This is a genomic window from Vibrio sp. 1402, from assembly GCF_033340275.1.
In genome coordinates this window covers 126,680-152,388 of the sequence record NZ_JAWOWE010000006.1, presented here as the reverse complement: position 1 = coordinate 152,388, position 25,709 = coordinate 126,680, and the positions used below count along the sequence as shown (strand labels likewise).

Annotated in this window: 17 protein-coding genes; 7 read left to right on the top strand and 10 right to left on the bottom strand. The window is 45.9% G+C overall.

Annotation, left to right across the window (positions count from 1 at the left end):
* From R7044_RS13525 to R7044_RS13510, 4 genes are all read left to right on the top strand, one after another.
* Positions 1-891 carry an N-acetylglucosamine kinase gene (locus R7044_RS13525; protein ID WP_205390993.1) on the top strand — a complete coding sequence of 297 codons (891 nt, stop codon included), beginning with the start codon at positions 1-3 and terminating at the stop codon, positions 889-891.
* A gap of 8 nt (positions 892-899) precedes the next feature.
* Positions 900-2,819, top strand: a complete 1,920-nt coding sequence (locus R7044_RS13520) for a beta-N-acetylhexosaminidase (protein ID WP_225455628.1) — start codon at positions 900-902, stop codon at positions 2,817-2,819.
* An 86-nt stretch (positions 2,820-2,905) separates the two neighbouring features.
* The gene (locus R7044_RS13515; RefSeq protein ID WP_033905583.1) at positions 2,906-5,314 is read left to right on the top strand and encodes a GH36-type glycosyl hydrolase domain-containing protein; all 2,409 of its coding nucleotides are present in this window, start codon (positions 2,906-2,908) and stop codon (positions 5,312-5,314) included.
* Positions 5,315-5,439: 125 nt separating this feature from the next.
* Positions 5,440-6,852, top strand: a complete 1,413-nt coding sequence (locus R7044_RS13510; protein WP_225455627.1) for a phosphoglucomutase/phosphomannomutase family protein — start codon at positions 5,440-5,442, stop codon at positions 6,850-6,852.
* 157 nt (positions 6,853-7,009) lie between these two features.
* Here R7044_RS13510 and R7044_RS13505 read toward each other — a convergent pair whose 3' ends face one another.
* The 10 genes from R7044_RS13505 to hrpB all read right to left on the bottom strand — a co-directional run bounded on the left by R7044_RS13505 (position 7,010) and on the right by hrpB (position 23,336).
* A complete protein-coding gene (locus tag R7044_RS13505) occupies positions 7,010-8,041 on the bottom strand; it encodes an ABC transporter ATP-binding protein (protein ID WP_064376531.1) in 1,032 nt (343 codons plus the stop codon).
* A complete protein-coding gene (locus R7044_RS13500; protein ID WP_005386564.1) occupies positions 8,041-9,666 on the bottom strand; it encodes an ABC transporter permease in 1,626 nt (541 codons plus the stop codon). The genes R7044_RS13505 and R7044_RS13500 overlap by 1 nt, the downstream gene beginning before the upstream one ends.
* A gap of 99 nt (positions 9,667-9,765) precedes the next feature.
* The gene (locus tag R7044_RS13495) at positions 9,766-10,779 is read right to left on the bottom strand and encodes a Fe(3+) ABC transporter substrate-binding protein (protein ID WP_005386566.1); all 1,014 of its coding nucleotides are present in this window, start codon (positions 10,777-10,779) and stop codon (positions 9,766-9,768) included.
* A 152-nt stretch (positions 10,780-10,931) separates the two neighbouring features.
* Positions 10,932-12,161: an ammonium transporter gene (locus R7044_RS13490; protein ID WP_005386568.1), complete on the bottom strand. Its 1,230-nt coding sequence runs from the start codon at positions 12,159-12,161 to the stop codon at positions 10,932-10,934.
* Positions 12,162-12,188: 27 nt separating this feature from the next.
* Entirely contained in the window at positions 12,189-12,527 is a 339-nt protein-coding gene (locus tag R7044_RS13485; RefSeq protein ID WP_005386570.1) for a P-II family nitrogen regulator, read from the bottom strand.
* 188 nt (positions 12,528-12,715) lie between these two features.
* Positions 12,716-13,084 (bottom strand): YacL family protein, encoded by a 369-nt coding sequence (locus tag R7044_RS13480; RefSeq protein ID WP_017635908.1) that lies wholly within the window; start codon positions 13,082-13,084, stop codon positions 12,716-12,718.
* 99 nt (positions 13,085-13,183) lie between these two features.
* The gene (gene acnB / locus R7044_RS13475; protein WP_005380009.1) at positions 13,184-15,781 is read right to left on the bottom strand and encodes a bifunctional aconitate hydratase 2/2-methylisocitrate dehydratase; all 2,598 of its coding nucleotides are present in this window, start codon (positions 15,779-15,781) and stop codon (positions 13,184-13,186) included.
* 268 nt (positions 15,782-16,049) lie between these two features.
* A complete protein-coding gene (locus tag R7044_RS13470; RefSeq protein ID WP_064376528.1) occupies positions 16,050-18,380 on the bottom strand; it encodes a patatin-like phospholipase family protein in 2,331 nt (776 codons plus the stop codon).
* Between the two features lie 122 nt (positions 18,381-18,502).
* On the bottom strand, positions 18,503-20,875 hold the full coding sequence (mrcB, locus tag R7044_RS13465; RefSeq protein WP_005380020.1) for a penicillin-binding protein 1B: 2,373 nt from the start codon (positions 20,873-20,875) through the stop codon (positions 18,503-18,505).
* Entirely contained in the window at positions 20,868-23,336 is a 2,469-nt protein-coding gene (hrpB, locus tag R7044_RS13460; protein WP_225455626.1) for an ATP-dependent helicase HrpB, read from the bottom strand. Before hrpB ends, mrcB begins: the two co-directional genes overlap by 8 nt.
* Before the next feature lie 66 nt (positions 23,337-23,402).
* Between hrpB and sfsA the strand changes: the two genes are divergently transcribed.
* The 3 genes from sfsA (at position 23,403) to gluQRS (ending at position 25,661) form a co-directional block, all read left to right on the top strand.
* Entirely contained in the window at positions 23,403-24,119 is a 717-nt protein-coding gene (gene sfsA / locus R7044_RS13455) for a DNA/RNA nuclease SfsA (protein WP_017635909.1), read from the top strand.
* A gap of 136 nt (positions 24,120-24,255) precedes the next feature.
* On the top strand, positions 24,256-24,702 hold the full coding sequence (gene dksA, locus R7044_RS13450; RefSeq protein ID WP_005386584.1) for an RNA polymerase-binding protein DksA: 447 nt from the start codon (positions 24,256-24,258) through the stop codon (positions 24,700-24,702).
* Between the two features lie 95 nt (positions 24,703-24,797).
* Positions 24,798-25,661 (top strand): tRNA glutamyl-Q(34) synthetase GluQRS, encoded by an 864-nt coding sequence (gluQRS, locus tag R7044_RS13445; RefSeq protein ID WP_225455625.1) that lies wholly within the window; start codon positions 24,798-24,800, stop codon positions 25,659-25,661.
* Positions 25,662-25,709: the final 48 nt, after the last annotated feature.

Here is a 25,709-nt window from a genome sequence, read left to right as displayed (position 1 = left end):
ATGGGAATGTATTTTGTCGGTATCGATGGTGGCGGCACGTCATGTCGAGCCAGGATTAAAGATTCACAAGGTAATTTTCTTGGCGAGGCCAAAAGCGGCAGTGCCAACATCATGCTAGGTGCTGAAATAGCAATGGCTTCGATTCTTGAATCCATCACTTCGGCTACCGAGCAAGGCGGTCTGACACAACAAGATTTCGCGTCGATGCACGTCGGCTTAGCCCTTGCTGGCGCAGAGCACAAAGCATCTTGGCAAGCCTTCATGTCTCTTCCTCATCCATTTGCCAGTATGACTCTGAATACCGATGCTTACGGTGCGTGCGTTGGTGCGCACAATGGCGAAGATGGCGCAATCATGATTGCGGGAACCGGTTCTTGTGGCATCTACCTTAACGGATTGGAGCAACATGTTGTCGGTGGTCGTGAGTTCCCTATTTCGGATCAAGGTGGCGGCGCAGTGATGGGGCTACGCCTAGTTCAGCAAGTTTTGTTAGCTGAAGATGGCATCAGAGAAAAAACGCCCCTAGCACAACACGTTATGACGCATTTCGAAAATGAGGTCGACAACGTGGTGGCGTGGTCAAAACAGGCGCTTCCTCGTGATTATGGGCAGTTTTCTCCGGCTATTTTCCAACATGCGGAACAAGGCGATGCACTGGCCATTGAAATGCTGAAGCAAACCGCAGCGGATATAGAAATGTTTCTCGTGGCATTAAACAAGCGCGGCGCAACACGTATTTGTTTAATGGGTAGCATTGCTGAACGCATTTTACGTTGGCTCTCACCACCAGTTCAGCAATGGATTGTTGAGCCACAGTTTGACGCGATTGAAGGCGCAATTATGTTTGCTGGCAAACCAGAACATAACCTTTACTCGCTCAGTGCGGCGTAGGAGTAGATATGGAATATCGTGTTGATCTCGTGGTCCTTTCTGAGCAGAAACAAAACTGCCGCTTTGGCCTCACCTTTCATAACTTGAGCGACCAAGACCTAAACAGCTGGAGCTTAACTTTCGCTTTCGATCGTTACATTCTTCCAGACAGCGTTTCAAATGGTCAACTGACTCAAATTGGTAGTTTTTGCACACTTAAGCCAGAAGGGGTGGTACTGGCTGCCAACCATCACTATTACTGTGAATTCAGTATTGGTTCGAACCCATTCCGTTATTACTCGGATGGCTTTAACGAAGCGATGATCAACTTTGTCGTTGATGGAAACCCACAGCGCGCACAAGTGGATGTCACGCCTATCGTATTAGCTTCACCATACCGTGAACGCAGTGAGATTCCTGCAAGTTTAACCCATGCACAGCCCTTGCTGCCAAAACCAAACCATATTGAGGTCAGCGATCACTATTTTAGCTTTGATCATCATGCTGGCGTCGCGGTTTATTCAAGCCTGGCCAATTCAGCTAAAGAATGGCTACTTGATGAGCTTAAGCGCATTCACCAATTTGAGTTCGCATCAGACAATGGCAGTCAGATCATCTTCAAAGGCAACCCAACCTTGGATGAAGGCGCTTACAAACTGAAAGTAGCCGAAGAGTCAATCAAAATTGAAGCAGGATCTTCGTCTGGTTTTACCCATGCTTGTGCAACGTTATTACAACTAATCAAAGTTGGCGATCAACCTAACTCAATGGAAGTAGTTTGCTGTTCAATCAAGGACAGGCCACGTTTTCGTTACCGCGGTATGATGCTGGATTGTGCTCGTCATTTTCACTCCGTTAAGCAAGTCAAACGCTTGATCAACCAACTGGCTCATTACAAGTTCAATACGTTCCATTGGCATCTTACCGACGATGAGGGGTGGCGAATTGAAATCAAATCACTGCCTCAACTGACCGATATTGGTGCTTGGCGCGGATTGGATGAGATCAATGAACCACAGTACACGCACTTTGATGAACGTTACGGCGGCTTCTACACACAAGAAGACATCAAAGACGTTATCGAATTTGCATCGCAACGAGGCATCACCATCATTCCTGAAATTGATGTACCTGGTCATTGCCGAGCCGCCATCAAGTCGTTACCAGACCTATTGGTAGAAGCGGAAGATACCACCGAATACCGCAGTATTCAGCATTACAACGACAACGTCATTAACCCTGCTCTGCCGGGGAGTTATGAATTTATCGACAAAGTGCTAGAAGAAGTCTCTGCGCTTTTTCCTGCGCCTTACGTTCATATTGGTGCCGACGAAGTACCTAACGGCGTATGGTCAAAAAGCCCAGCATGCCAAGCACTAATGGAACAACTGGGTTACAGCGACTACAAAGATTTGCAAGGACACTTCTTACGTTATGCCGAAGACAAACTTCGTAAATTGGGCAAACGCATGCTGGGCTGGGAAGAAGCTCAACACGGCGACAAAGTCAGTAAAGATACGGTGATCTACTCATGGCTAAGCGAAGAAGCGGCATTGAACTGTGCCCGCCAAGGCTTTGATGTGGTGCTGCAACCTGCACAAACCACTTACCTAGATATGACCCAAGACTACGCACCTGAAGAACCGGGCGTGGACTGGGCAAACCCACTGCCACTAGAAAAAGCTTACAACTACGAGCCGTTAGCAGAAGTCCCTGCTGACGACCCAATCAGAAAACGCATTTGGGGCATTCAAACCGCTCTATGGTGCGAAATCATCAACAACCCATCGCGCATGGACTACATGATTTTCCCTCGCCTAACTGCCATGGCAGAAGCATGTTGGACTGAAAAACAACACCGCGATTGGACCGACTATTTATCACGTTTGAAAGGTCACCTTCCTCTGCTCGACTTGCAGGGAGTGAATTACCGTAAACCGTGGAAGTAATACCAAGCTAGATGCCAACGTATCACGCTTAAACAGTTTTTAAATTTTTGGCTGCAGGCGCAGCTTCGTAAAAAGGAAAGACACAAATGAAATACGGCTATTTCGATAACGAGAATCGCGAATACGTCATCACTCGCCCTGACGTACCAGCACCATGGACCAACTACCTAGGTACTGAGAAGTTCTGTACGGTTATCTCGCACAACGCGGGTGGCTACTCGTTCTACAACTCTCCAGAATACAACCGTGTTACTAAATTCCGTCCAAATGCGACATTCGATCGCCCAGGACACTACGTTTACTTGCGTGATGATGAGACAGGTGATTACTGGTCAATCTCTTGGCAACCAGTTGCGAAGAGCCTAGACGAAGCAAACTACGAAGTTCGTCACGGCTTGTCTTACTCTAAATTTAAGTGTGAGTACAACGGTATTGAAGCTGAAAAGACGCTATTCGTACCAAAAGGCGAAGACGCTGAAATCTGGGATGTAGTGATTAAAAACACCTCTGACAAACCACGTACGATCAGTGCATTCTCATTTGTTGAGTTCTCATTCAGCCACATTCAATCTGATAACCAAAACCATCAGATGTCTCTGTACTCGGCAGGTACGGCTTACAACGAAGGCGTGATCGAGTACGACCTGTACTACAACACCAACGATTTCGAAGGCTTCTACTACCTAGCTTCAACATTTGCCCCAGATTCATACGACGGCCAACGTGACAGCTTCCTAGGCCTATACCGTGACGAAGCAAACCCGTTAGCGGTAGAACAAGGTAAGTGTTTCAATACAGCGCAAACTTGTTACAACCACTGTGGCTCTTTGCATAAGCAATTTACTATTCAGCCGGGTGAAGAAGTTCGCTTTGCTTACATTCTCGGTATCGGTAAAGGCAACGGAGAGCGTCTGCGTGCTAAGTACCAAGACCTTGCAGAAGTCGACAACGCATTTGCGGGTATCAAAGCACACTGGGATGAGCGTTGTGGCAAGTTCCAAGTGAAATCACCAAACGAAGGTCTAGATACCATGATCAACGCTTGGACGTTATACCAAGCGGAAACGTGTGTGGTGTGGTCTCGCTTTGCTTCATTCATCGAGGTGGGAGGCCGTACTGGTCTTGGTTACCGCGATACAGCGCAAGATGCGATCTCAGTTCCTCACGCTAACCCTGCAATGACGCGTAAACGTATCGTTGACCTACTGCGCGGTCAAGTGAAGGCGGGTTACGGTCTACACCTATTCGATCCAGATTGGTTCGATCCAGAAAAAGCAGACGTTAAACCATCGAAATCACCAACAGTTGTTCCTACTCCATCTGATGAAGACAAGATTCACGGCATCGAAGACACATGTTCTGATGATCACCTATGGCTAGTTCCAACCATCTGTAAGTACGTGATGGAAACCGGTGAGCACAGCTTCTTTGACGAAGTGATCCCTTACGCAGACGGCGGTGATGCAACCGTTTATGACCACATGAAAGCAGCGCTAGACTTCTCGGCTGAATACGTCGGTCAAACCGGTATCTGTAAAGGCCTGCGTGCAGACTGGAATGACTGTCTGAACCTAGGTGGCGGCGAATCTTCAATGGTGTCGTTCCTACATTTCTGGGCACTGCAGGAGTTCATCGACCTAGCGAAATACCTAGGCAAAGAAGCCGACGTTGAAAAATACACAGTGATGGCAGCAAACGTTCGTGAAGCGTGTGAAACTCACCTTTGGGATGACGAAGGCGGTTGGTACATCCGTGGTCTGACGAAAAATGGCGACAAGATCGGTACTGCGCAACAAAAAGAAGGTCGTGTACACCTAGAGTCAAACACACTTGCGGTACTTTCTGGTGCGGTATCTCAAGAGCGCGGCGAAAAAGCGATGGACGCTGTCGATGAGAACCTATTCTCTGAATACGGCCTCCACCTAAACTCACCATCTTTTGCAACACCGAATGATGATATCGGCTTCGTAACTCGTGTTTACCAAGGCGTAAAAGAGAACGGTGCGATATTCTCGCATCCAAACCCATGGGCTTGGGTAGCTGAAGCGAAACTGGGTCGTGGTGATCGTGCAATGAAGTTCTACGATGCGCTAAACCCATACAACCAGAACGACATCATCGAAAAACGTATTGCAGAACCATACTCATACGTTCAGTTCATCATGGGTCGTGACCACCAAGACCACGGTCGTGCAAACCACCCATGGTTAACAGGTACGTCAGGCTGGGCTTACTTCGCTGTTACCAACTTTATTCTTGGTGTGCGTACAGGCTTCGATGGCCTAACTATCGATCCATGTATCCCAACGAACTGGCCTGGTTTCGAAGTGACTCGCCAATGGCTAGGAGCAACGTACAACATCAAAGTCGTTAACCCAGACTCAGTAAGCAAAGGCGTTAAGTCGATTACCGTGAACGGTGAAGCTGTAAATGGTGCATCTGTACCAGTTCAAGCGGAAGGTTCAGTAAACGAAGTTATCGTTACTCTAGGTTAATCATCTTTTGGGGGAGTCCTTCTCCCCTTTTGATTTATCCGGTGCATTTATGTTTTACAAGTGCATCGGTTCGCTAGCAAAGATTTAAGACGCGGTGGGATGCCGCTCTTATCGAGGATCGAATCATGATCAAATTTGGTACAGGCGGTTGGCGTGCATTTATTGGTGAGGAGTTCACCAAAGATAACGTACGCTTGGTTGCCCAAGCAGTTGCAAACATCACGAATAACGAATCGGTTGCTGATCGCGGTTTTGTGATTGGCTATGACCGTCGTTTTCTTTCCGATAAAGCAGGTCGTTGGTTCGCTGAAGTTCTAGCAGCAAACGGCGTTATGGTTAGCTTTATCGACAAATTTGTCCCAACACCTATCGTAATGTTTAAAGCGAAAGAAATGGGCTGCGCATACTCGGCATGTATTACCGCATCACACAACCCTGCCGATTACAACGGCATTAAAGTCTTCATTGAAGGTGGTCGTGACGCAGATGAAATCATCACCCAAAAAATCGAATCACAAATAGACGCGCTCACTGCGCAAGATGTAAAAAGCGTCGACTTTGAACAAGCGGTTGAAGATAAGCTGATTGAAATCATCAATCCGATGAACGAATTCGTTGACTCAATCATCGACTTTATCGACATCGAAGCGATCAAGAAGGCGAATTTACGTGTTTTGATCGACCCAATGTTTGGTGTCGCGAAAAACGCACTGCAAACCGTATTAATCAACGGCCGCTGTGACGTTGATGTGATTAACGATGGCAAAAACCCAGATTTCGGTGGGTTAATGCCTTCGCCAAGCGCTGCAACACTCTACCGTTTGATGCACCTAGTGAAAGAGCAAGGTTACGATATTGGCATCGGTACTGATGGCGATGCGGACCGTCTTGGTATTATCGACGAAAAAGGTAACTTCATTCATCCAAATGAAGTGCTACTGCTGCTTTACTACTACCTACTTGAATACAAAGGCTGGAAAGGCTCCGTGGTACGTAACATCGCAACCACCCACCTTCTCGATAAAGTCGCCAAAGATCATGGCGAGAAATGCTTTGAGGTTCCTGTAGGCTTTAAGCACATCAGCTCCCAAATGGAAGCGGATGACTCACTGATTGGCGGGGAAAGCTCTGGTGGCCTAACCATTCGCGGCCACATCAAAGGTAAAGACGGCGTATTCGCATCAAGCCTATTGGTAGAAATGATTTCAGTAACCGGCAAGAAGCTGTCTGAGTTGCTGGATGAAATCTACAGCAAGTACGGCTATGCCTACATGGCAGAAGGCGATTGTAAGTTCAAACCAGCGCAAAAAGACGTACTGTTCAACAAGATTTATGTTGAAAAGCAGTTGCCTGAGTTTGAGTTTGAAATCGAAAAAGTCAGCTATGAAGATGGTGCGAAAGTCTACTTCAAAAACGGCGGTTGGATCATCGCCCGCTTCTCTGGCACTGAGCCACTGCTACGAATTTTTGCAGAGATGCAAGATAAGGACACTGCGGAACGTGTTCTTCAACAGTTTAAAGACTTCTTGTCTTTATAACTGAACCTTGTGCCCGCTTCGAGCACTATGATGAGAGTCGACGCTGTCTGAAAAGGCGCTCATCAACAGGAGAAGAGCACTTGCCCGGCTCCACAGCCGGGCTTTTTTATTGTATGTTGGAAAGTCGTAAACGAGATAGCAAAGATACTCAGGAGCGTTAAGCAAATGCCAGGACGCCTTGCGTTTCAATTTTCACCGCGACGGACTCACCTATATTTAATGCTTGCGAAGCTGTAGCTAACAAACGGTCACCATTCGCGTTAATCACATAACGGCAGTGATCACCCATAAAATGCTGTTCCAATACGGTTACCGAACTATCTTCATCGGATTGAATTTGTACATGCTGCGGTCTTAGCAGTAAAGAGCACTCCGCCTGTACTGGAATATCTTGTTGAGCCGTGGCTTCAACCACGCCCAAGTGGGTTTCATATTCTGAATTCGAAACTCGTTTAGCAGCAAGGTAACTGCCACCACCTAAGAAATCAGCGACAAATTTACTTGAAGGTTGGTAGTAAAGCTCAGGTGCTGTGCCATATTGCTCGATGACTCCATTGTTCATCACTGCCATTTTATCGGCGAAAGCAAAAGCCTCTTCACGGCTATGCGTAACAAAAATGGCAGTCACACCTTGGGCCTTAAAAATCTTACGGATCTCACTTATCAACTCATGGCGAACTTGCGTATCAATATTAGAAAACGGTTCATCCAGTAACAGTAAGTCTGGGCTGTAAGCTAATGAGCGAGCAATCGCAACACGCTGCTGCTGTCCACCAGACAATTGATGAGGATAACGATCGCCATAACCTTGAAGATGCACGAGTTCTAACATCTCTTGAACTTTGGCATTTTTCTCTTTTGTCGAGCACTGCTTTAAGCCAAAGGCAATGTTTTGCTCCACCGTCAAGTGAGGAAAAAGTGCGTAATCTTGGAAAATCATCCCTATATTACGCTGTTCTGGCGGCAACCAGTTTTCCCCATCATCAATTGTGACGCAATTTAGACTCATTTCGCCTGACGTTAACGGCAATAATCCCGCAACGGCCTTTAATAGTGTTGTTTTCCCACAGCCACTAGCTCCTAGCAAACAGACAATCTGCCCTTGTTCTACCTCAAGAGACAATGATTCGAGTACGGTTTGATCGTCATATTGGCACGTTAGGTTTTTAATTGATAATGCACAGCTCATCAGTGATTTTGCTCCAGTGAACGGTTAACAACAACAAGCGGGATCAACCCAACAAGAACCAACAGAACCGCTGGCAAAGCGGCCAATTCTAAATGCTCATCCGAGGCGAAGTTATAAACGTATGTGGCTAGTGTTTCAAAGTTAAACGGACGAAGTAACAAAGCCGCATTGAGCTCTTTCATTGACTCGATAAACACTAATAAAGCCGCAATCAGTGCACCGCGCTTAACCAGCGGAAAGTGCACGCGCCACAGCATGGCATTGGGCTTACAACCCATAGTGCGCGATGCCATATCTAACGACGGAGAAATTTTATTTAAATTACTTTCGATACTACCAATCGCTACCGCGGAAAAGCGCACAACCATGGCAAATACTAGTGCGAACATGGAACCAGAAAAGATAAGTCCCGGCCTTCCCCACTCCATGGCTTTAGCAACGTCGTTGACACGATGATCCATAAACAGCACAGCGACCATCACACCGATGGCTAGTACCGTTCCTGGTACTGCATAGCCCATAGAAGAAAGACGCATAAATGCCAAGCTTTCTCGTTTACCATTGACTCGATGGGTAAAGTTAACGATCAGTGCGACAGCAACACCAATAATCGCAGCAATAACAGACACAACTAAGCTATTCCATGCGTATTCACGAAACTCTGAGGTCCAACTCTGTGCAAAATAAGTGATCGCATAATCAATCAGCTGTAGTAGCGGCAAAATAAACGCGACCGAAACCAAGCCCCAGCACCAAACTAGTGCGGTCCACTTTTTCCAGCCCGTCAACTCGTAACGAAAATCTTCGTGACTGTTAAATTGGCTTTGAAAAAGCTTTTGTTTACGGCGGCTGTATCGTTCTGCACTAAGAAGCAGTACTACAATGACGAGCATCATGGCAGAAATCTTGGCTGCCGCATTAAGATTAGAGTACCCCAACCAAGTATCGTAGACCGCTGTGGTTAACGTATTCACCGCGAAGTAACTTACCGTACCAAAGTCGCCAATGGTCTCCATTGCGACCAATGATAAACCCACTGCGATAGAGGGTCTTACTAACGGCATCGAGATGCGCCAAAAGCTTTCCCATGGAGAGCACTTGAGCAAACGCGCGCTTTGCAATAAAGAGACATTTTGCTCCATAAACGCAGCCCGGCACAATAAATACACGTAAGGATACAACACCAAAGCCAACACAAAGGTCGCACCAGGCAACGTACGAATGTCAGGGAACCAATACTCGCCAGGTCCCCATCCGGTTACATCACGCAAAAAGATCTGAATCGGGCCTGCAAAATCAAACCAATCAGTAAAAATATAACCAATGATATAACCTGGCATTGCAAGAGGTAGTACCAATGCCCACTGCAACCATTTTTCGGTCGGCAGTTTACACATGGCCATTATCCAAGCGCTTGGAATACCAAGAATTAAGGACAGCACCATTACGCCAACAGTTAGCGCAACCGTGTTAAAAATATAAGTCGGCATGACCGTTGCCATTAAATGAGCAAACAAATCATCCGTTTCACCAATCGCGGTGTAGAAGATCGCTAAGATCGGCAAAACCAGTAGCAGAGTTATTACCCCACTACTGGTTTTCCATAAAGAGTGTTTATCTTTCATCGCCTAATTACTGCAAGGCTGTATGAAATACAAATGCTGTTGCAAATACATCTCATATCCTTTAATCAAATGGGGGTACTGTTATACCCCCACAAGGAATTAAAGGTCAAATTTCACTTCGTCTAATAGCTTAATTGCCGCTTCGTGGTTGGCTGCAATATCGTCTAGAGAAAGCTTGTCTGCTTTAAAGTCACCCCAAGATTCCACAAGCTCAGAACGCTTCACGCCTTCTTTAACTGGGTACTCATAGTTAACTTCTGCGTACATTTGCTGCGCTTTGTCACCCGTTAGGAATTCCATTAGCTTCACAGCATTGTCTTTGTTTGGAGAGTACTTCGCCATCGCCATACCAGAGATATTCACGTGAGTGCCTGTAGTCTCTTGGTTAGGGAAGTTGATGTAAACTGCATCAGCCCAAGCCTTTTGCTCTTTGTCGTTAACCATTTTACCTAGGTAGTAGCTGTTACCCAGAGAAACATCACATAGGCCTTCTTTGATCGCTTTAACTTGTGCACGGTCGTTGCCTTGTGGTTTGCGAGCAAGGTTTGCTTTCACGCCTTCCAACCACTCTTTGGTTTCTGCTTCGCCATTGTGAGCAATCATTGCTGAAACTAGAGAAACGTTGTACGGGTGCTTACCGCTACGAGTACAAATTTTACCTTTGAACTCTGGCTTAGCTAAGTCTGCGTAGTTGAAATCTGCGCCTAGTTTACCTACGCGATCACGTGATGAATAAACGCTACGAGAACGTAGAGTTAGAGCAAACCACTCATTCTCTTTATCTTGGTATTGAGCAGGTACGTTTTCTTCAATGATTTTGCTATCGACTTTCTGAACTAAACCTTTGTTTGTCAGTTCAGCTAGACGGCTGATGTCTGTCGTAAGAATAACGTCAGCAGGGCTGTACTCACCTTCTTGAGCTAGCTTTTCTGCTAAGCCTTTTTTAGCAAATTTTACGTTTACTTTGATGCCAGTTTCTTTAGTGAACTCATTGAACATAGGTTCAACTAGGAAAGGTTGACGGTAAGAGTAGACGTTCACTTCTTCAGCAGCCATTGCTGTTGGAGCTAGAGTAGCGCAAGTTAGTGCTGAAAGAGTTAGCAGTTTTTTCATTGTTTAATCCTTTACCATGCTAATGATAACGTTTATCAGTTGCGTTATTATATGTATGTTCAATAAGAAGACAATGACGAATATTAAAAAACCTGCTCATCGGAGCAGGTTTTATTGTGTTAAGTGTGTAACCATTTATTACAAGCTAATGATTATTTCACCGTAACAAACTCTGGGTAAGCACCAACACCACAATCATGCATGTCCATACCTTCCATTTCTTCATCTTCTGTAACGCGAATCCCAACGGTTGCTTTCAAGATTGCCCACACAACTAGGCTGGCACCAAATACCCAAGCAAAGATAACTACGGCACCTAAAAGCTGTGCACCAAACGTTGCATCACCGTTGCTCAGTGGCACTACCATTAGGCCGAAGAAACCACACACACCGTGAACTGAGATAGCACCTACTGGATCGTCAATTTTAAGTTTATCTAGAGCAATGATACTGAATACTACTAGTGCACCCGACACCGCACCAATCGCAACCGCGTACAGTGGTGATGGCGATAGAGGGTCTGCAGTGATGGCAACCAAGCCAGCTAGCGCGCCATTGAGAATCATCGTTAAATCGGCTTTACCCCAAGTAGTTTTACAAACGAATAGCGCCGCAATTGCACCGGCAGCCGCTGCTGCGTTAGTGTTTAGAAAGATCTGACCTACCGCTGTAGCATTCTCAAAATCTGAAACCATCAACTGAGAGCCACCGTTAAATCCAAACCAGCCAAACCAAAGGATAAAAGTACCCAACGTTGCCAAAGGCATGTTAGAACCTGGAATCGGATAGATTTCACCATTTTTACCGTACTTACCCTTACGCGCGCCAAGCAGTAACACACCAGCAAGAGCAGCAGAAGCACCTGCCATATGTACGATACCAGAACCCGCAAAGTCACTAAATCCAGCTTCTGCTAGGAAGCCTCCACCCCATGTCCAGTAACCTTCCATTGGATAGATAAACGCAGTTAAAATCGCAGAGAAAATCAAGAAAGACCAAAGCTTCATGCGCTCAGCTACCGCACCAGAAACGACGGACATGGCAGTTGCAACGAAGACAACTTGGAAGAAGAAGTCAGACTCTAAAGAGTGGTCGGCCCCTTCACCTTGAGTACCAATTAGCGTACCAAATGAAGGTAACCAGCCTCCTTCTCCATTATCGACATACATGATGTTATAACCGACAATCAGAAACATCGTACATGCGATGGCGTACAAACAGATGTTCTTCGTAAGAATTTCTGTTGTGTTTTTAGAGCGCACAAGGCCAGCCTCTAGCATCGCAAAACCTGCTGCCATCCACATTACCAACGCACCGGAAATGAGGAAGAAAAAGGTGTCAAGTGCGTAACGTAACTCGGTTACTGTTGTTGTTAATTCCATAATAAGTATCTCCAATCCTTTGAATTCTTAAAGTGCTTCTGCGTCCATTTCGCCAGTTCGGATACGCACCGCTTGGTTCAGATCGTAAACAAAAATTTTACCGTCGCCGATTTTTCCGGTTTGCGCAGCTTTTGTAATTGCTTCAACAACGCGATCTACATTGTCTGCGTGAGTCGCGATTTCAATTTTCACCTTTGGTAGAAAATCGACTTGATACTCTGCACCGCGATACAATTCCGTGTGACCTTTTTGACGACCGAACCCTTTAACTTCTGATACTGTCATCCCTTCGATACCGACATCAGCCAATGCTTCTCGTACATCGTCTAATTTAAACGGCTTAATAATGGCATTGATTATTTTCATTGAGTTATCTCCGAAGCTTTCATCCTGAAACACTTCTTATAATCCAATCTACGTGCCAAGTTTTTAAGTTATTGAATAATAAAAACTAACCTCAATTTACATATCTATAAACAAAAAGGGCGCACCATATCGGTGCGCCCTTTTCACAAATTTAAAGCAACGGCAGAGAAGTTACCCAAAACTGTGCATTAAATGTTCAAAAAGTCTTTCCACTGTTCGATAAGTGCCATGAAATCCTCTATCCCACAACTTGCTGTACTTTCTGCATTGTAGAAGTCGAACTCACTTTCCATCTCGACATCATATTCATGGGCTAATGCGTTTTCTTGTACAAGAACTTCGTCGCCCTGAATCATCAAGCTAATTTCCGTGCCTGTTAGGTTATGCTCCTGAGAAGGCGCTGAAAATGACCGCTCAATTAGCTTTTCAACCTGTGCAATCTTCATCGGATCTTTGCCAATTTCTTCTTGCAACCAGCGCCCTACAATCTCATGTCCCATGCTACATTTTACGTAGTACTCGCCCATCAACGTGTTACGAATGAATTCAAATTCCACCGAGATTGCCTATTTCGTATCAATTTGGTGCGAGTATAGCGAATTGCTCCCATAAAAAAAGCACCTCATATGAGGTGCTTTCGAATTGTGCATTTCTGATTATGCCGGTTCTTGGAAGATCACTTCGTCCGCTTTCTTGGTGTATTGATCCATTTTATGGAAGTTCAAGTAGCGGTATGTATCCGTTGCCGTAGCGTCGATTTGCTTCGCGTATTCTAGGTATTCTTCTTTGGTTGGAATCTTACCTAGAATTGCACCTACTGCAGCTAGCTCAGCTGACGACAGGTAAACATTCGCACCAGTACCCAGACGGTTCGGGAAGTTACGCGTTGAAGTCGACATTACTGTTGATTTATCTGCAACACGCGCTTGGTTACCCATACAAAGTGAACACCCTGGCGTTTCAATACGCACCCCTGCACGTCCGAAGATACCGTAGTAGCCTTCTTCAATCAGTTGGTCTTTATCCATCTTTGTTGGTGGCGCTACCCAAAGGCGCGTTGCTAACTGGCCATTGAACTTATCAAGCAATTTACCTGCTGCGCGGAAGTGACCGATGTTCGTCATACAAGAGCCGATGAACACTTCATCAATCGCTGTGCCTTGTACTTCAGACAACAAACGAGCGTCATCTGGGTCATTCGGTGCACATAGTACTGGCTCATTGATTTCAGCCATATCGATTTCAATCACATGTGCGTATTCAGCGTCTTTATCTGCTTGCATCAGCTCAGGGTTTGCTAGCCACTCTTGCATTGCAGTAATGCGGCGCTCGATAGTACGGCGATCACCGTAGCCTTCAGAGATCATCCACTTCAGCATCACGATGTTAGAGTTTAAGTACTCTTCGATCGACTCTTGAGACAATTTCACAGTACAACCTGCCGCAGAACGCTCTGCAGATGCATCAGAAAGCTCAAATGCTTGCTCAACCGTTAGCGTTTCTAAGCCTTCAATCTCAAGGATACGGCCAGAAAATTCGTTGATCTTGCCCGCTTTTTCTACCGTTAGTAGCCCTTGCTGAATCGCGTAGTAAGGGATGGCATGAACAAGATCACGCAGTGTAATACCCGGTTGCATTTCACCTTTAAAACGAACCAAGATTGACTCTGGCATGTCTAGCGGCATAACGCCTGTCGCAGCTGCAAAGGCAACCAAGCCCGAGCCAGCTGGGAATGAAATACCCAGAGGGAAACGAGTATGTGAGTCACCACCCGTACCAACAGTATCCGGCAGTAGCATACGGTTCAGCCATGAGTGGATAATACCGTCACCAGGACGAAGAGATACACCACCGCGGTTCATAATAAAGTCCGGAAGTGTATGGTGAGTGTTAACGTCTACTGGTTTTGGATAAGCCGATGTGTGACAGAAAGACTGCATGACAAGATCAGCAGAGAAGCCGAGACACGCCAAGTCTTTAAGTTCATCACGAGTCATAGGGCCAGTAGTATCTTGCGAACCTACTGTCGTCATTTTCGGCTCACAGTAGGTACCAGGGCGAATGCCTTCTACGCCACACGCTTTACCAACCATTTTCTGTGCAAGCGTGTAACCCTTGCCAGAATCTGCGATTTCACCAGGTTTACGGAATACGTCCGAAGGCTCAAGACCTAGAGACTGGCGCGCTTTGTCTGTCAAACCACGACCGATGATCAATGGGATACGACCACCAGCACGAACTTCATCAATCAGTACTTCTGTTTTTAGCGAGAACTCAGCTAGAACCTCACCAGTTTCGTGGTTGCAAACTTTACCTTCATATGGGTAAACATCGATAACATCGCCCATGTTGAGCTTAGTTACGTCAACTTCAATTGGTAGTGCGCCAGCATCTTCCATTGTGTTAAAGAAGATAGGGGCAATTTTGCCACCAAGCACATACCCACCAGCTCGTTTGTTTGGAACGTAAGGGATATCATCACCCATAAACCAAAGCACTGAGTTGGTTGCCGATTTACGTGAAGAGCCAGTACCAACAACATCACCAACGTAAACCAATTGATGACCTTTGTCTTTTAACTCTTCAATTTGCTTGATCGGGCCAATAGTACCCGGTTGATCAGGGTTTATTCCTTCACGCTCGTTTTTAAGCATCGCCAGTGCGTGTACTGGAATATCAGGGCGAGACCAAGCGTCAGGTGCAGGTGAAAGGTCATCCGTGTTCGTTTCACCTGTTACTTTAAATACGGTTAGAGTGACTTTTTCTTCAAGCTTAGGCTTAGAAAGGAACCACTCAGCATCAGCCCATGATTGAAGTACTTTCTGTGCATGCGCATTGCCTGCTTTCGCTTTCTCTTCTACGTCATAGAAAGCATCAAACATCAGCAGCGTATGAGACAGCGCTTTTACTGCGATCTCTGCCAGTGCTTCATCATCCAATAGCTCAACTAGCGGTTCGATGTTGTAACCACCTTGCATAGTGCCTAGCAGTTCAGCCGCTTTTTCACGACTCACTAATGGTGATTTAACTTCACCTTTTGCTACTGCTGTTAGGAAACCCGCTTTTACATAAGCAGCTTCATCAACACCTGGAGGGATACGGTTTTCAAGTAGGTCAAGAATGACTTCTTCTTCACCTTGCGGGGGATTTTTCAGAAGTTCTACAAGTCCAGCAACTTGTTCTGCGTCTAGCGGTTTAGGAACAACTCCTTCAGCAGCACGCTCTTCGACGTGTTTACGGTAGGCTTCAAGCACGACTTTTTCCTCTCATTGCGGTTCCTCCTCTATTATTACTATTGTTAAAGTAAAGGAGTGAACATCCTTGGAAACTTGGCTCTCCATTGCCCTTGTTTTCATTCAATTATGATTGAGAAACAGCGCCGTAGAGGCCAAACTGTGGGCAAAATAATAGCAAATTTAACCTTAAATTAAAATCTTATCATTTTGACCAACATAGCAACTTACGACTAAAGTTCTGCTAATTTTGACCAAATATGCCAAGTTTTTGCTTTCTCATACCCGATTAATTAAACGATGTTCCTACGATCAAATACACAGCATCCAAATCTTGCTCGGTACGACCGTATGCCAACATTATTGGTCCTATTGGTGAGTCAACACCAAAGAAGATGGAGCCAGCATTGTAAAGCGGCGCTTCGTTTAGTTTCAGATCATTATCAGACCAAACACCGCCATATTCGACCGATGCGCCCAGGTAGACTGGAGCTTCAAACAATCCGAAATCATTATCAAACCACTTATATCGGTACACCAAACTGCTGAAAAATAAGTTCTGTCCGATCAGGCTATTTCTTGGGATTCCAGATAGACTTAAAAAGCCGCCCAACTCTCTGGGATCAAGCGGTAAAGATGAGTTTTTACTCTCTACAAAACTATATTCAGCATGTCCGACTAAAGTATGACGCTGATGACTCACTGCACCTTTAAATCGTGCAGAGATTTCATAAACGGTATCTTCAATAATTTTGTCAGTTTCTAAAAGGCTAACGCCCTGAGGACTTTGATCATGAGACACTAAATATTCGAGATCGACTAAAAGCCCACGAGTCGGAAATGCGAAATCATCGAGTGTATCTAGGCGATAATTGGCAAACAGGCCACGACGTTCAAAATCCAATTTACCAGCAGAAGCCAAAGTAGAAAGCTCAATATCTCCGGTTGAGTAGCGAGCGCCAAATCGAAGTTCTTGCCACAATGTGGGTTGGATACCTATCGCTACCTCTGTTGTAAAATCATCGTAAGTGACCGGAAAAAAGTCATTTACTGACTCTAAATCTGGTGCTTGAGGCTCTGTTAAAGGTAAGTTTCGGCTCTCACTGCCATAGGAAATACGCCCCGATACAAAAAGTTCTTGGCTAGATAAAACAGGGGAATACAACTCAGCTTCAATCAGCTTATCCGTGCCCATTTCTACGTTGAACGCCAACTCCGCGCCATGAGAGTTCAAGTTGGTAAAGTTGGTTGATATCCCTATGCCGTACTGGCTATCTGTATCGAAGTCATCTTCAAGAAAAAATCGGAAGTTGAGATAATTAGGCCCCCACGACTTCTCGTTAACATCAAAAACCAACAATGTCTCACCATCAACCTCTTCAAAGTGATAAGTGATGAGCTCGAACCGATCTAACGCGTAGAGGTTTTCAACGGCTTTCTCAATTTCGGCCGTTGAAATACGACGTCCGGTTTCTAATTCAATACGATTCGTCAACAACACATCGCTGTAGTGCGTGTTATTTACAATCACAATGTCATCAACCACACGCTGATCGCCATAAATCAGAGTTTTACGAACTTCTTGTTTGCGGTCGATGTATTTTTGATAGTCCGCGTTGGACAAGCGTAACTCTTTCAGCTTGTCTTTTAATTGCTTGGTAATATCGTACCCAGCTTGAAAAGCCCAAGGCATTTTGTCGAACTCGACGGTTTCCATGGTGCCCACATTGGGACGAATATAGATATCTTGAGGTTCAAGCTCGTCCACTTGCTGTTGTGTACTACGACGAACGAGATAGTTAGAGAGTTGGTCCGCGACAGTAAACAGCCCCGTAAATTCATCTTCGGTTTTGTAGTCGGTGCTAATATCGACGGCAATAACGACATCAGCCCCCATGGCGCGAGCCACATCGACAGGCATGTTATTGACGACGCCGCCATCAACAAGCATATGGCCATTGAGCTTATAGGGAGGAAGCGCTCCTGGTACAGACATGCTAGCCATCATGGCGTCCACAAGGTAACCATTGCCCAGTACGACTTCTTCTAGGGCAAGAATATCAGTCGCAACAGAACGATAAGGAATGGCAAGATCATCAAAAGAATCGAATCGCCCTAAGTTCCCTGTAGTCTCACGCAATACTCGCAACATGTTCTGGCCTTGCACCACACCCGTTGGTGCTCGTACCTCACCGAACCTTAAGCCGAGATCGGTATTAATTTGATAGCGGTCTTCATACTCTTTGTCACGAACTCGACGTTGGCTACGGTCAACACGATCTCGATAACCGCTGCCCCAATCGACGGTGTAGATAAAACTCTCGATTTCATCAGCACTCATACCCGTGGCATAAAGCCCACCCACATAGGCGCCCATACTGGTACCGGTCACAATATCGACAGGGATCTGCATTTCTTCCAATGCTTTTAAAACCCCAATGTGTGCCGCCCCTTTCGCTCCTCCACCAGCGAGCACAACCGCCACCTTTGGTCGAGGTTCCAAGTCATCCGTTTTTGTTAGAGAGTTTGCGAGGGAAACAGAAGGAGTGATCATCAAAAAGGTACTAACCCAAAGCGCAAAGTTGCGAACCGATGGGCTTGATAACAGCTTTTTGAACATTCACTTCTTCCTTTATTGAATATCTGATCAAGTAGGGCGTGCTAGCAGTACTGTACTAACACGCCCTAATATGTACTAAGAATTAATCAGATAAACAAGCTAATGTTGTTGATTTGGCGATGCTACCAATCAAATATGCTATTTAACCAGTTTGATTTCTTCTCACACTGTTGCTTTATCTGACCGGTTTTATCCCAAACCGGCAGTTTGTAATCACTACGGCAGTTCATTTCTAAACCTCCATCAGATGTAGGCTTGAACCCTAATGTGGTGATTTCTCTTGGCCATGGGAGCTCTAAGCGCTCAGGAATACGCTGCTTCAAGTACTCTGCGTACACTCGTAATGCACCACTCGACCCCGTTAGATTCACGGGTTTATTATCGTCGCGGCCTAGCCAAATTGTCGTCACCTCACGACCATCAACACCGACAAACCAACTATCGCGGTTGTCATTACTGGTACCCGTTTTTCCTGCCAATGCAGCCCAACCAAACTGGCTTTGTAAGAAGCGGCCAGTGCCTTGAGCAACCCCTTGTTTCATCGCGTAGGTCGTTAGCCATGCAGCTTGTTCATCCACGGCTCTTGATGAACGAGGCAAGGATTGATACAGCACATTACCTTCCATATCCATGACTGAGCGCAGAGCGGTCAGTTTTGCACGCTTACCTGAATTCGTCAGAGTCTGATACATCTGTGCAACTTCGAATGGCGTCAAAGAAAACGAACCCAAAAACATCGAAGGCACTGGGCGAATTTCGTCTTTGTTCACGCCCAAACGCTCTAAAGTATTGGACACTTCAGGAATGCCAAGTGCCATACCTAAGCGCACGGTTGGTACGTTAAGTGATTTCGCTAAAGCAATGTAAAGTGGCACATCACCACGATATTTTCTATCGTAGTTGCGCGGCGTCCACACGTTACCTTTACTGCTCTTCAGACTTAACGGCGTGTCGTGTAGCGTCGTGCCTAGGTTGTATTTATCCGGTTGTTCTAGAGCCGTTAAGTAAATCGCTGGTTTCACTAAAGAACCAATTGGACGACTGGCATTGAGCGCTCGGTTAAAGCCTTCATAACCGACACGTTTACCACCAACCATCGCACGGATTTCACCACTATGGCGATCAACGGCCACAGCAGCGGCTTCTAACTCTTTACCACCCCGTTTAGCTAGTTCTGGGATCTTTTTCGCGATAGCTTGTTCCATTTTGCTTTGCGATACTGGGTCCAGAGACGTAAATACGCGCAGTCCGGTCTCTGCCTTAAATCGCTCCCCAACTTTTTCTTTTAATTCAATACTCAATTGTTGGAAATAAGCTGGCTGACGGCTCGCAATACGTGGCTTGCTTTGCGTATCGAGTGGACGACTTACAGCTTGTTCATACTGCTCTGAAGTCAACATGTTTTGCTGCATTAACAGGCGCAGAACGAGATCACGACGCTCTTTCGTTCTCTCAGGGTAACGAATTGGGTTGTAGTAAGACGGTCCTTTTACCATCCCAACTAACATCGCCAGCTGATCGATTCGCAACTCCTGAATTGGCTGCCCAAAATAGTAACGCGACGCCAAGCCAAACCCGTGGATCGCTTCACCTCCACTTTGACCTAGGTACACTTCGTTTAGGTAGGCTTCTAAGATACGATCTTTGCTGTAACGGTAATCCAAAATTAGCGCGATATACGCTTCTCGAACTTTACGCCACAGTGTTTTATCACGAGTCAAAAACAGGTTTTTTGCCAATTGCTGAGTCAGCGTACTACCACCTTGAACAGTACGACCCGCCTTAATGTTCGCAACCAATGCACGTGCAATCGCGAGCGGTGACACCCCGTCATGTTGATAAAAATCCCGGTCTTCGGTCGCAAGCAGTGCATCCACCAAAATTTCAGGGAACTGATCACGACGTAAGAAAAGGCGCTGTTCATCACGGTCTTTCTCCAGCATGCCCAACATCTTCGGTTCTAAGCGCAAGTAACCAAGGTCTCCTCGAGATTCTAAAGACTGAATACGTTGCAAGCCGGAATCAGAGAAATGCAGCATAATGTGACGATCCGGCTCGGGACCATCGGCAAACTCGAATGGACGACGAATCAATTCAATCCGAGTGGAAGAAGAGGAATATTCGCCTGGGTAACGAGGTTGACTCACTTTACGGTAATTCAACACATCTAGCTCGTTGCGCAGTTCTTGGATGGTGATATTCTCACCAGGGCTTAGATTCAAGATACGGGCATAAACCACCGTTGGCAGCTCAAACAGCTGACCTTCAAAGCGTTCTTTCACCACACTATCTAAGTAAATCCCAACAAACAGCAAAACAGCGGCAAGTGCAACGCCAGCTTTCCAGCTAAACGACCACAGAACTTTCAACCACGAACGTTTCTCGTTAGTCGGCTTTTTACTCGGCGTACGTCGAGTCTGTTTTGCGGTTCCTTTATTGGTTGTACTTTTCTTCGCTGGCGCTTTTTTCGCGCTAGGCTTCTTGCTGTCAGTCATTATTCAATTGTCTTTTTGTTTTCGTTGTTGCTACATGATTGGCAGGATCATCTGGCCAAACGTGTTTTGGGTAGCGCCCTTTCATCTCTTTTTGAACGTCTTTGTAGCTTCCGTTCCAGAAAGCCGCCAAGTCCGACGTTACTTGCAATGGACGTTGTGCCGGTGAAAGCAGTTCAAGCACCAAACGCTTGCGGCCAAGAGCTACCGTTGGGGAACCACTCTCCCCAAATACTTCTTGCATACGCACCGATAATATCGGCTCGTGGCCATATTGGTAACGGATACGCTTCTTTGAACCTGTGGGTAGTTGGTAATGCTCAGGTAACCATTCATCCAGTTGTTGATTGAGTGGCCAACCTAATAGAGCATTAAGCGCTTCGACCAAGTTTATCTTGCTCAGGTCTTTAACCGAGCTGACAGACGTCATGTATGGTTCTAACCACTCCTCTAATGAATCCAGCAAACTGGCTTCATCAAACACTGGCCATGACTGCTCAGGTAACCATTCCACCGCACAACGAATCCGAGCCAACAAGCTCTCCGCTGCCGGTGTCCAGTTTAGACTCTGTAAGCCCTGGCGGCGGACATACGTGAGTAAAGCTTGTGTCATTTTTTCTTTGCCCGGGCTTGGCAACGGCTCGCGTTCAACGACCAGCAGACCGAGTTTTGTTTGTCGCTCAGCTATTAGACGGCCTCTTTTTTCATCCCAGTCCACTACTTCTTCAGACGAAAATAGCGTATCAAAGGTCGTTCGCAATATATTGACATCCAATTCACATGCCGAATGAATTTGACTTGAGTTAGAATGAGAACGCATTAAGTCAACGGCAACCAAATACTCACAGCCACCTAGCATGTCTTCCTGACGACATTCTGCACCATGACCATTAGCCAAAGTAAATCGCCCAAATTGATTTGTGCGCTGCTGCGCAATGCGATCTGGAAATGCCAAACTTAACACCAGCGGTAATGCATCTTCATCCACGTCTTTCAGGTCAAATACCGTATCCAATTTGTACGCTAGAGATTGAGCACGCTTGAACAACATCGACTTTTTTGGATGAGTACCAACAAGCCAACGATGCAAGCTATGAGCGATATTGGTAACATTTCTCTCTGGCTCTTCAATCAGTGCGACCGCCGCCAAAGCAGCATTTAACATCTTATCACTGTAAGATTGCGCTTTAATTAGCATCGCAGCCGCACGAGGCTCAACGCCTAGTTCATGCGCCTGTTTTCCTTCGGACGTTAATTGCCCTTTTTCCGTCAGTAGTCCCAATGACACCAATAGCTGCTTCGCTTGTTCCAATGACGCATTAGCGGGAACATCAAGCCACTTTAGATCGTGGATATCACTCGCTCCCCAAAAGGCAAGCTCCATAACTAAACTAGCTAAATCGGAATGCAAAATTTCGGGTTGGGGAACCAGCGGTTGCTGCTTGAACTGGTTTTCAGAATAAAGACGAACACAAATGCCCTCTTCTATTCGTCCCGCTCGTCCTGCACGCTGAATCGCTGAAGACTGTGCAATGCGTGTTTGCTCTAAGCGTGTTAAACCGTTTTTCAAATCAAAGCGGGCAACACGCTCTAACCCAGAATCAACGACGAGGCGAATGCCTTCAATCGTTAGTGAAGTTTCTGCAATGTTGGTCGCTAGAACGACTTTACGCTTACCTTGTTCTGCTGGCGTAATCGCTTTTTGTTGATCTGCAAAACTCAGTTGACCATAAAGTGGGCATACGTCGATATCATCCGCTAAATGAGACAACCGCTCTTCAACTTGTTTTATGGCACCAACACCCGGTAGGAAAGCTAACAAAGATCCAGACTCTTTGTTCATAAGACTTTCTATTGTTTTTGCCATACTCGTAGGTAAATGCTCGTTCACACCTAACGGCTGGTAGCGCATTGCCACATCAAAGCTGCGCCCTTCAGATTCAATGTAACTGGCTTCTGGCAACAACGATTGTAATGCTTGTTGGTCAAGCGTTGCCGACATTACCACCAGCTTGAGATCGTCTCGCAATGCCTCTTGAACTTCTAAACTGAATGCCAAAGCGGTATCGGCATGAATGCTGCGTTCATGAAACTCATCAAAGATCAGTAGATCAACCCCATCCAACTCCGGGTCCGTTTGAATCATCCGAGTCATGATCCCTTCGGTCACGATCTCCAGCTGCGTTGCAGAACTTACCTTTGCCTCACCACGGACTCGATAACCCACGCGTTGACCTACTTGCTCTCCCAATTGCTCAGCAAGATAACGGGCAATGTTACGCGCCGCGAGTCGTCTTGGCTCAAGCATGATGATTTTTCCAGCAACCGAATGATTTAAGAGTAACTGCAAAGGGAAGTAAGTCGACTTACCGGCACCAGGCGCCGCTTTTAAGATCACTTGATGTTGATTTTTGACCGCCGTCAGCAACTCAGGCATCACGGCTTCAATCGGCAATTGTGACAAAGGAAATACCTTATGGTGTAATGGTGGCAACATTGTACATAAAAAATTTTTTGTCTAAATAAGCAAATGCATTTCACACCCGCTTTAGAGTCCGCCACTCTACTCAAACGTTATAAACGCTTTCTTGCCGATATCGAGCTCGATACTGGTGAAATCCGTACAATCCACTGCGCAAATACAGGTGCAATGACGGGTTGTGCAACGCCCGGAAACAAGGTTTGGTTTTCTACTTCCGACAACCCGAAACGAAAATACCCCAATAGTTGGGAGTTGAGTGAGACCGAACAAGGCCACCGTATTTGTATCAACACCGCGCGTGCCAATCAATTAGCCGTAGAGGCTATTGAAAATAATGTCATTTCAGAGCTTTGTGGTTATGACACACTTCAAACTGAGGTGAAATACGGTAATGAAAATAGCCGAATTGATATCTTGCTCAGCGCAGACGACAAGCCAAAGTGCTATATAGAAGTGAAAAGCGTCACTCTTCTTGATGAGACCGACTCTACTGGACAAGGATACTTCCCAGATGCGGTCACGACTCGGGGACAAAAACACCTGAGAGAGCTCACAGAAATGGCACAAAATGGAAGTAGAGCCATACTTTTATTCACTGTTTTACATTCAGGTATTGAAAAAGTATCCGCGGCGCACCATATAGACGCGAAATATTCACTATTACTCAAACAAGCACAAGACGCTGGAGTGGAAGTTCTCTGCTACAAAGCTGAACTGAGCGATACTGGAATGAAGCTGATTTCCGCTATTGATTTTATCAATTAAGAGAAAAAATGATGTCGTCTTCACATTGACGATAACTTTGCGATTCAGTATTTGCTTGCACCGCCTCTTTTTGCTATAGATACCCGCCTTAAATTGACTGCGTAGCAGTTGACTAGGTGTAAGTAGGAGATGCTGTATGCCAGAATCAAAGAAGAAAACGATAGGCATCCTAGCCATTGCCGGCGTGGAGCCATATCAGGAAAAACCTGGTGAAGAGTACATGTCACCAGAGCAGGTTGAACACTTTACGAAAATCTTAACAGCTTGGCGCGACCAGCTAAGAGCTGAAGTGGATCGTACTGTTCACCACATGCAGGACGAAGCAGCAAACTTCCCAGATCCAGTTGACCGCGCCTCTCAAGAGGAAGAGTTCAGCCTAGAACTGCGTAACCGTGACCGCGAACGCCGTTTGATCAAGAAGATTGAAAAGACTTTGGATAAAATCAAAGAAGACGATTTTGGCTTCTGTGAGTCTTGTGGCGTAGAGATTGGCGTTCGCCGTCTTGAAGCACGTCCAACCGCTGACCTTTGTATTGACTGTAAAACACTTGCAGAAATCAAAGAGAAGCAAATGCAAGGTTAATCACCCAGCATTATGATTGTTGAAGGGAGCTCAGGCTCCCTTTTTGTTTTGGCTATCTTCGCACCCTATTTGTTTACTAAATTCGAGATACACGCATGGCACGCTATGTAGGTCGATTCGCCCCATCTCCTTCTGGTCCACTGCATTTTGGTTCACTGATTGCCGCTCTTGGCAGTTATTTTCAAGCGAAAGCACAAAACGGAGCTTGGTTAGTACGTATTGAGGACTTAGACCCACCAAGAGAAATGCCAGGTGCAGCGCAACTTATCCTAGAGGCACTCAAGGCCTATCAGCTGCATTGGGATGGAGAAGTGGTATACCAGAGCGAACGTCACGACCTTTACCAAGCTCAAATAAACAAATGGCTCGAAAATGGAGAAGCCTATTATTGCCAATGTACTCGTAAGCAAATTAAAGAGCATGGCGGTTTTTATCCTGGCACTTGCCGCGATAAAAACTTGAAAGACGGCGCGATTCGCCTAAAAATGACCAAGCCTGTCGCTCATTTCCTCGACCAAAAGCAGGGAACCATTACGATTCCAGAGCAACTCGTTAATGAAGATTTCATTATTAAACGTCGAGATGGATTATTTGCTTATAATCTTGCGGTAGTATTGGACGACATCGACCAAGGCGTCACAGAAGTCGTGCGAGGTGCAGACTTAATCGAGCCGACAGGGCGTCAAATTAGCCTGTACCAAATACTTGGTCAGCCTGAAGTTAGCTACTTGCATTTACCATTGGCGATGGACAACAACGGCAATAAATTGTCGAAACAAAATCACGCGACGGCTATTGATATAGATACACCAAAACCTACTCTATTGCGCGCCATGACATTTTTAGGTTTCGAGATACCTGAAACCGTAAGGGCGGCCAACATAGAAGATATTCTTCGTTGGGGCTGCGAAAACTGGCGGTTGGAACAGCTTCCAGCAGAGATCGAGATCACACCGTGATTCTCAAATGGCATTGTGTAGGCTATCATTAGCCGCAAATTAGGCCCT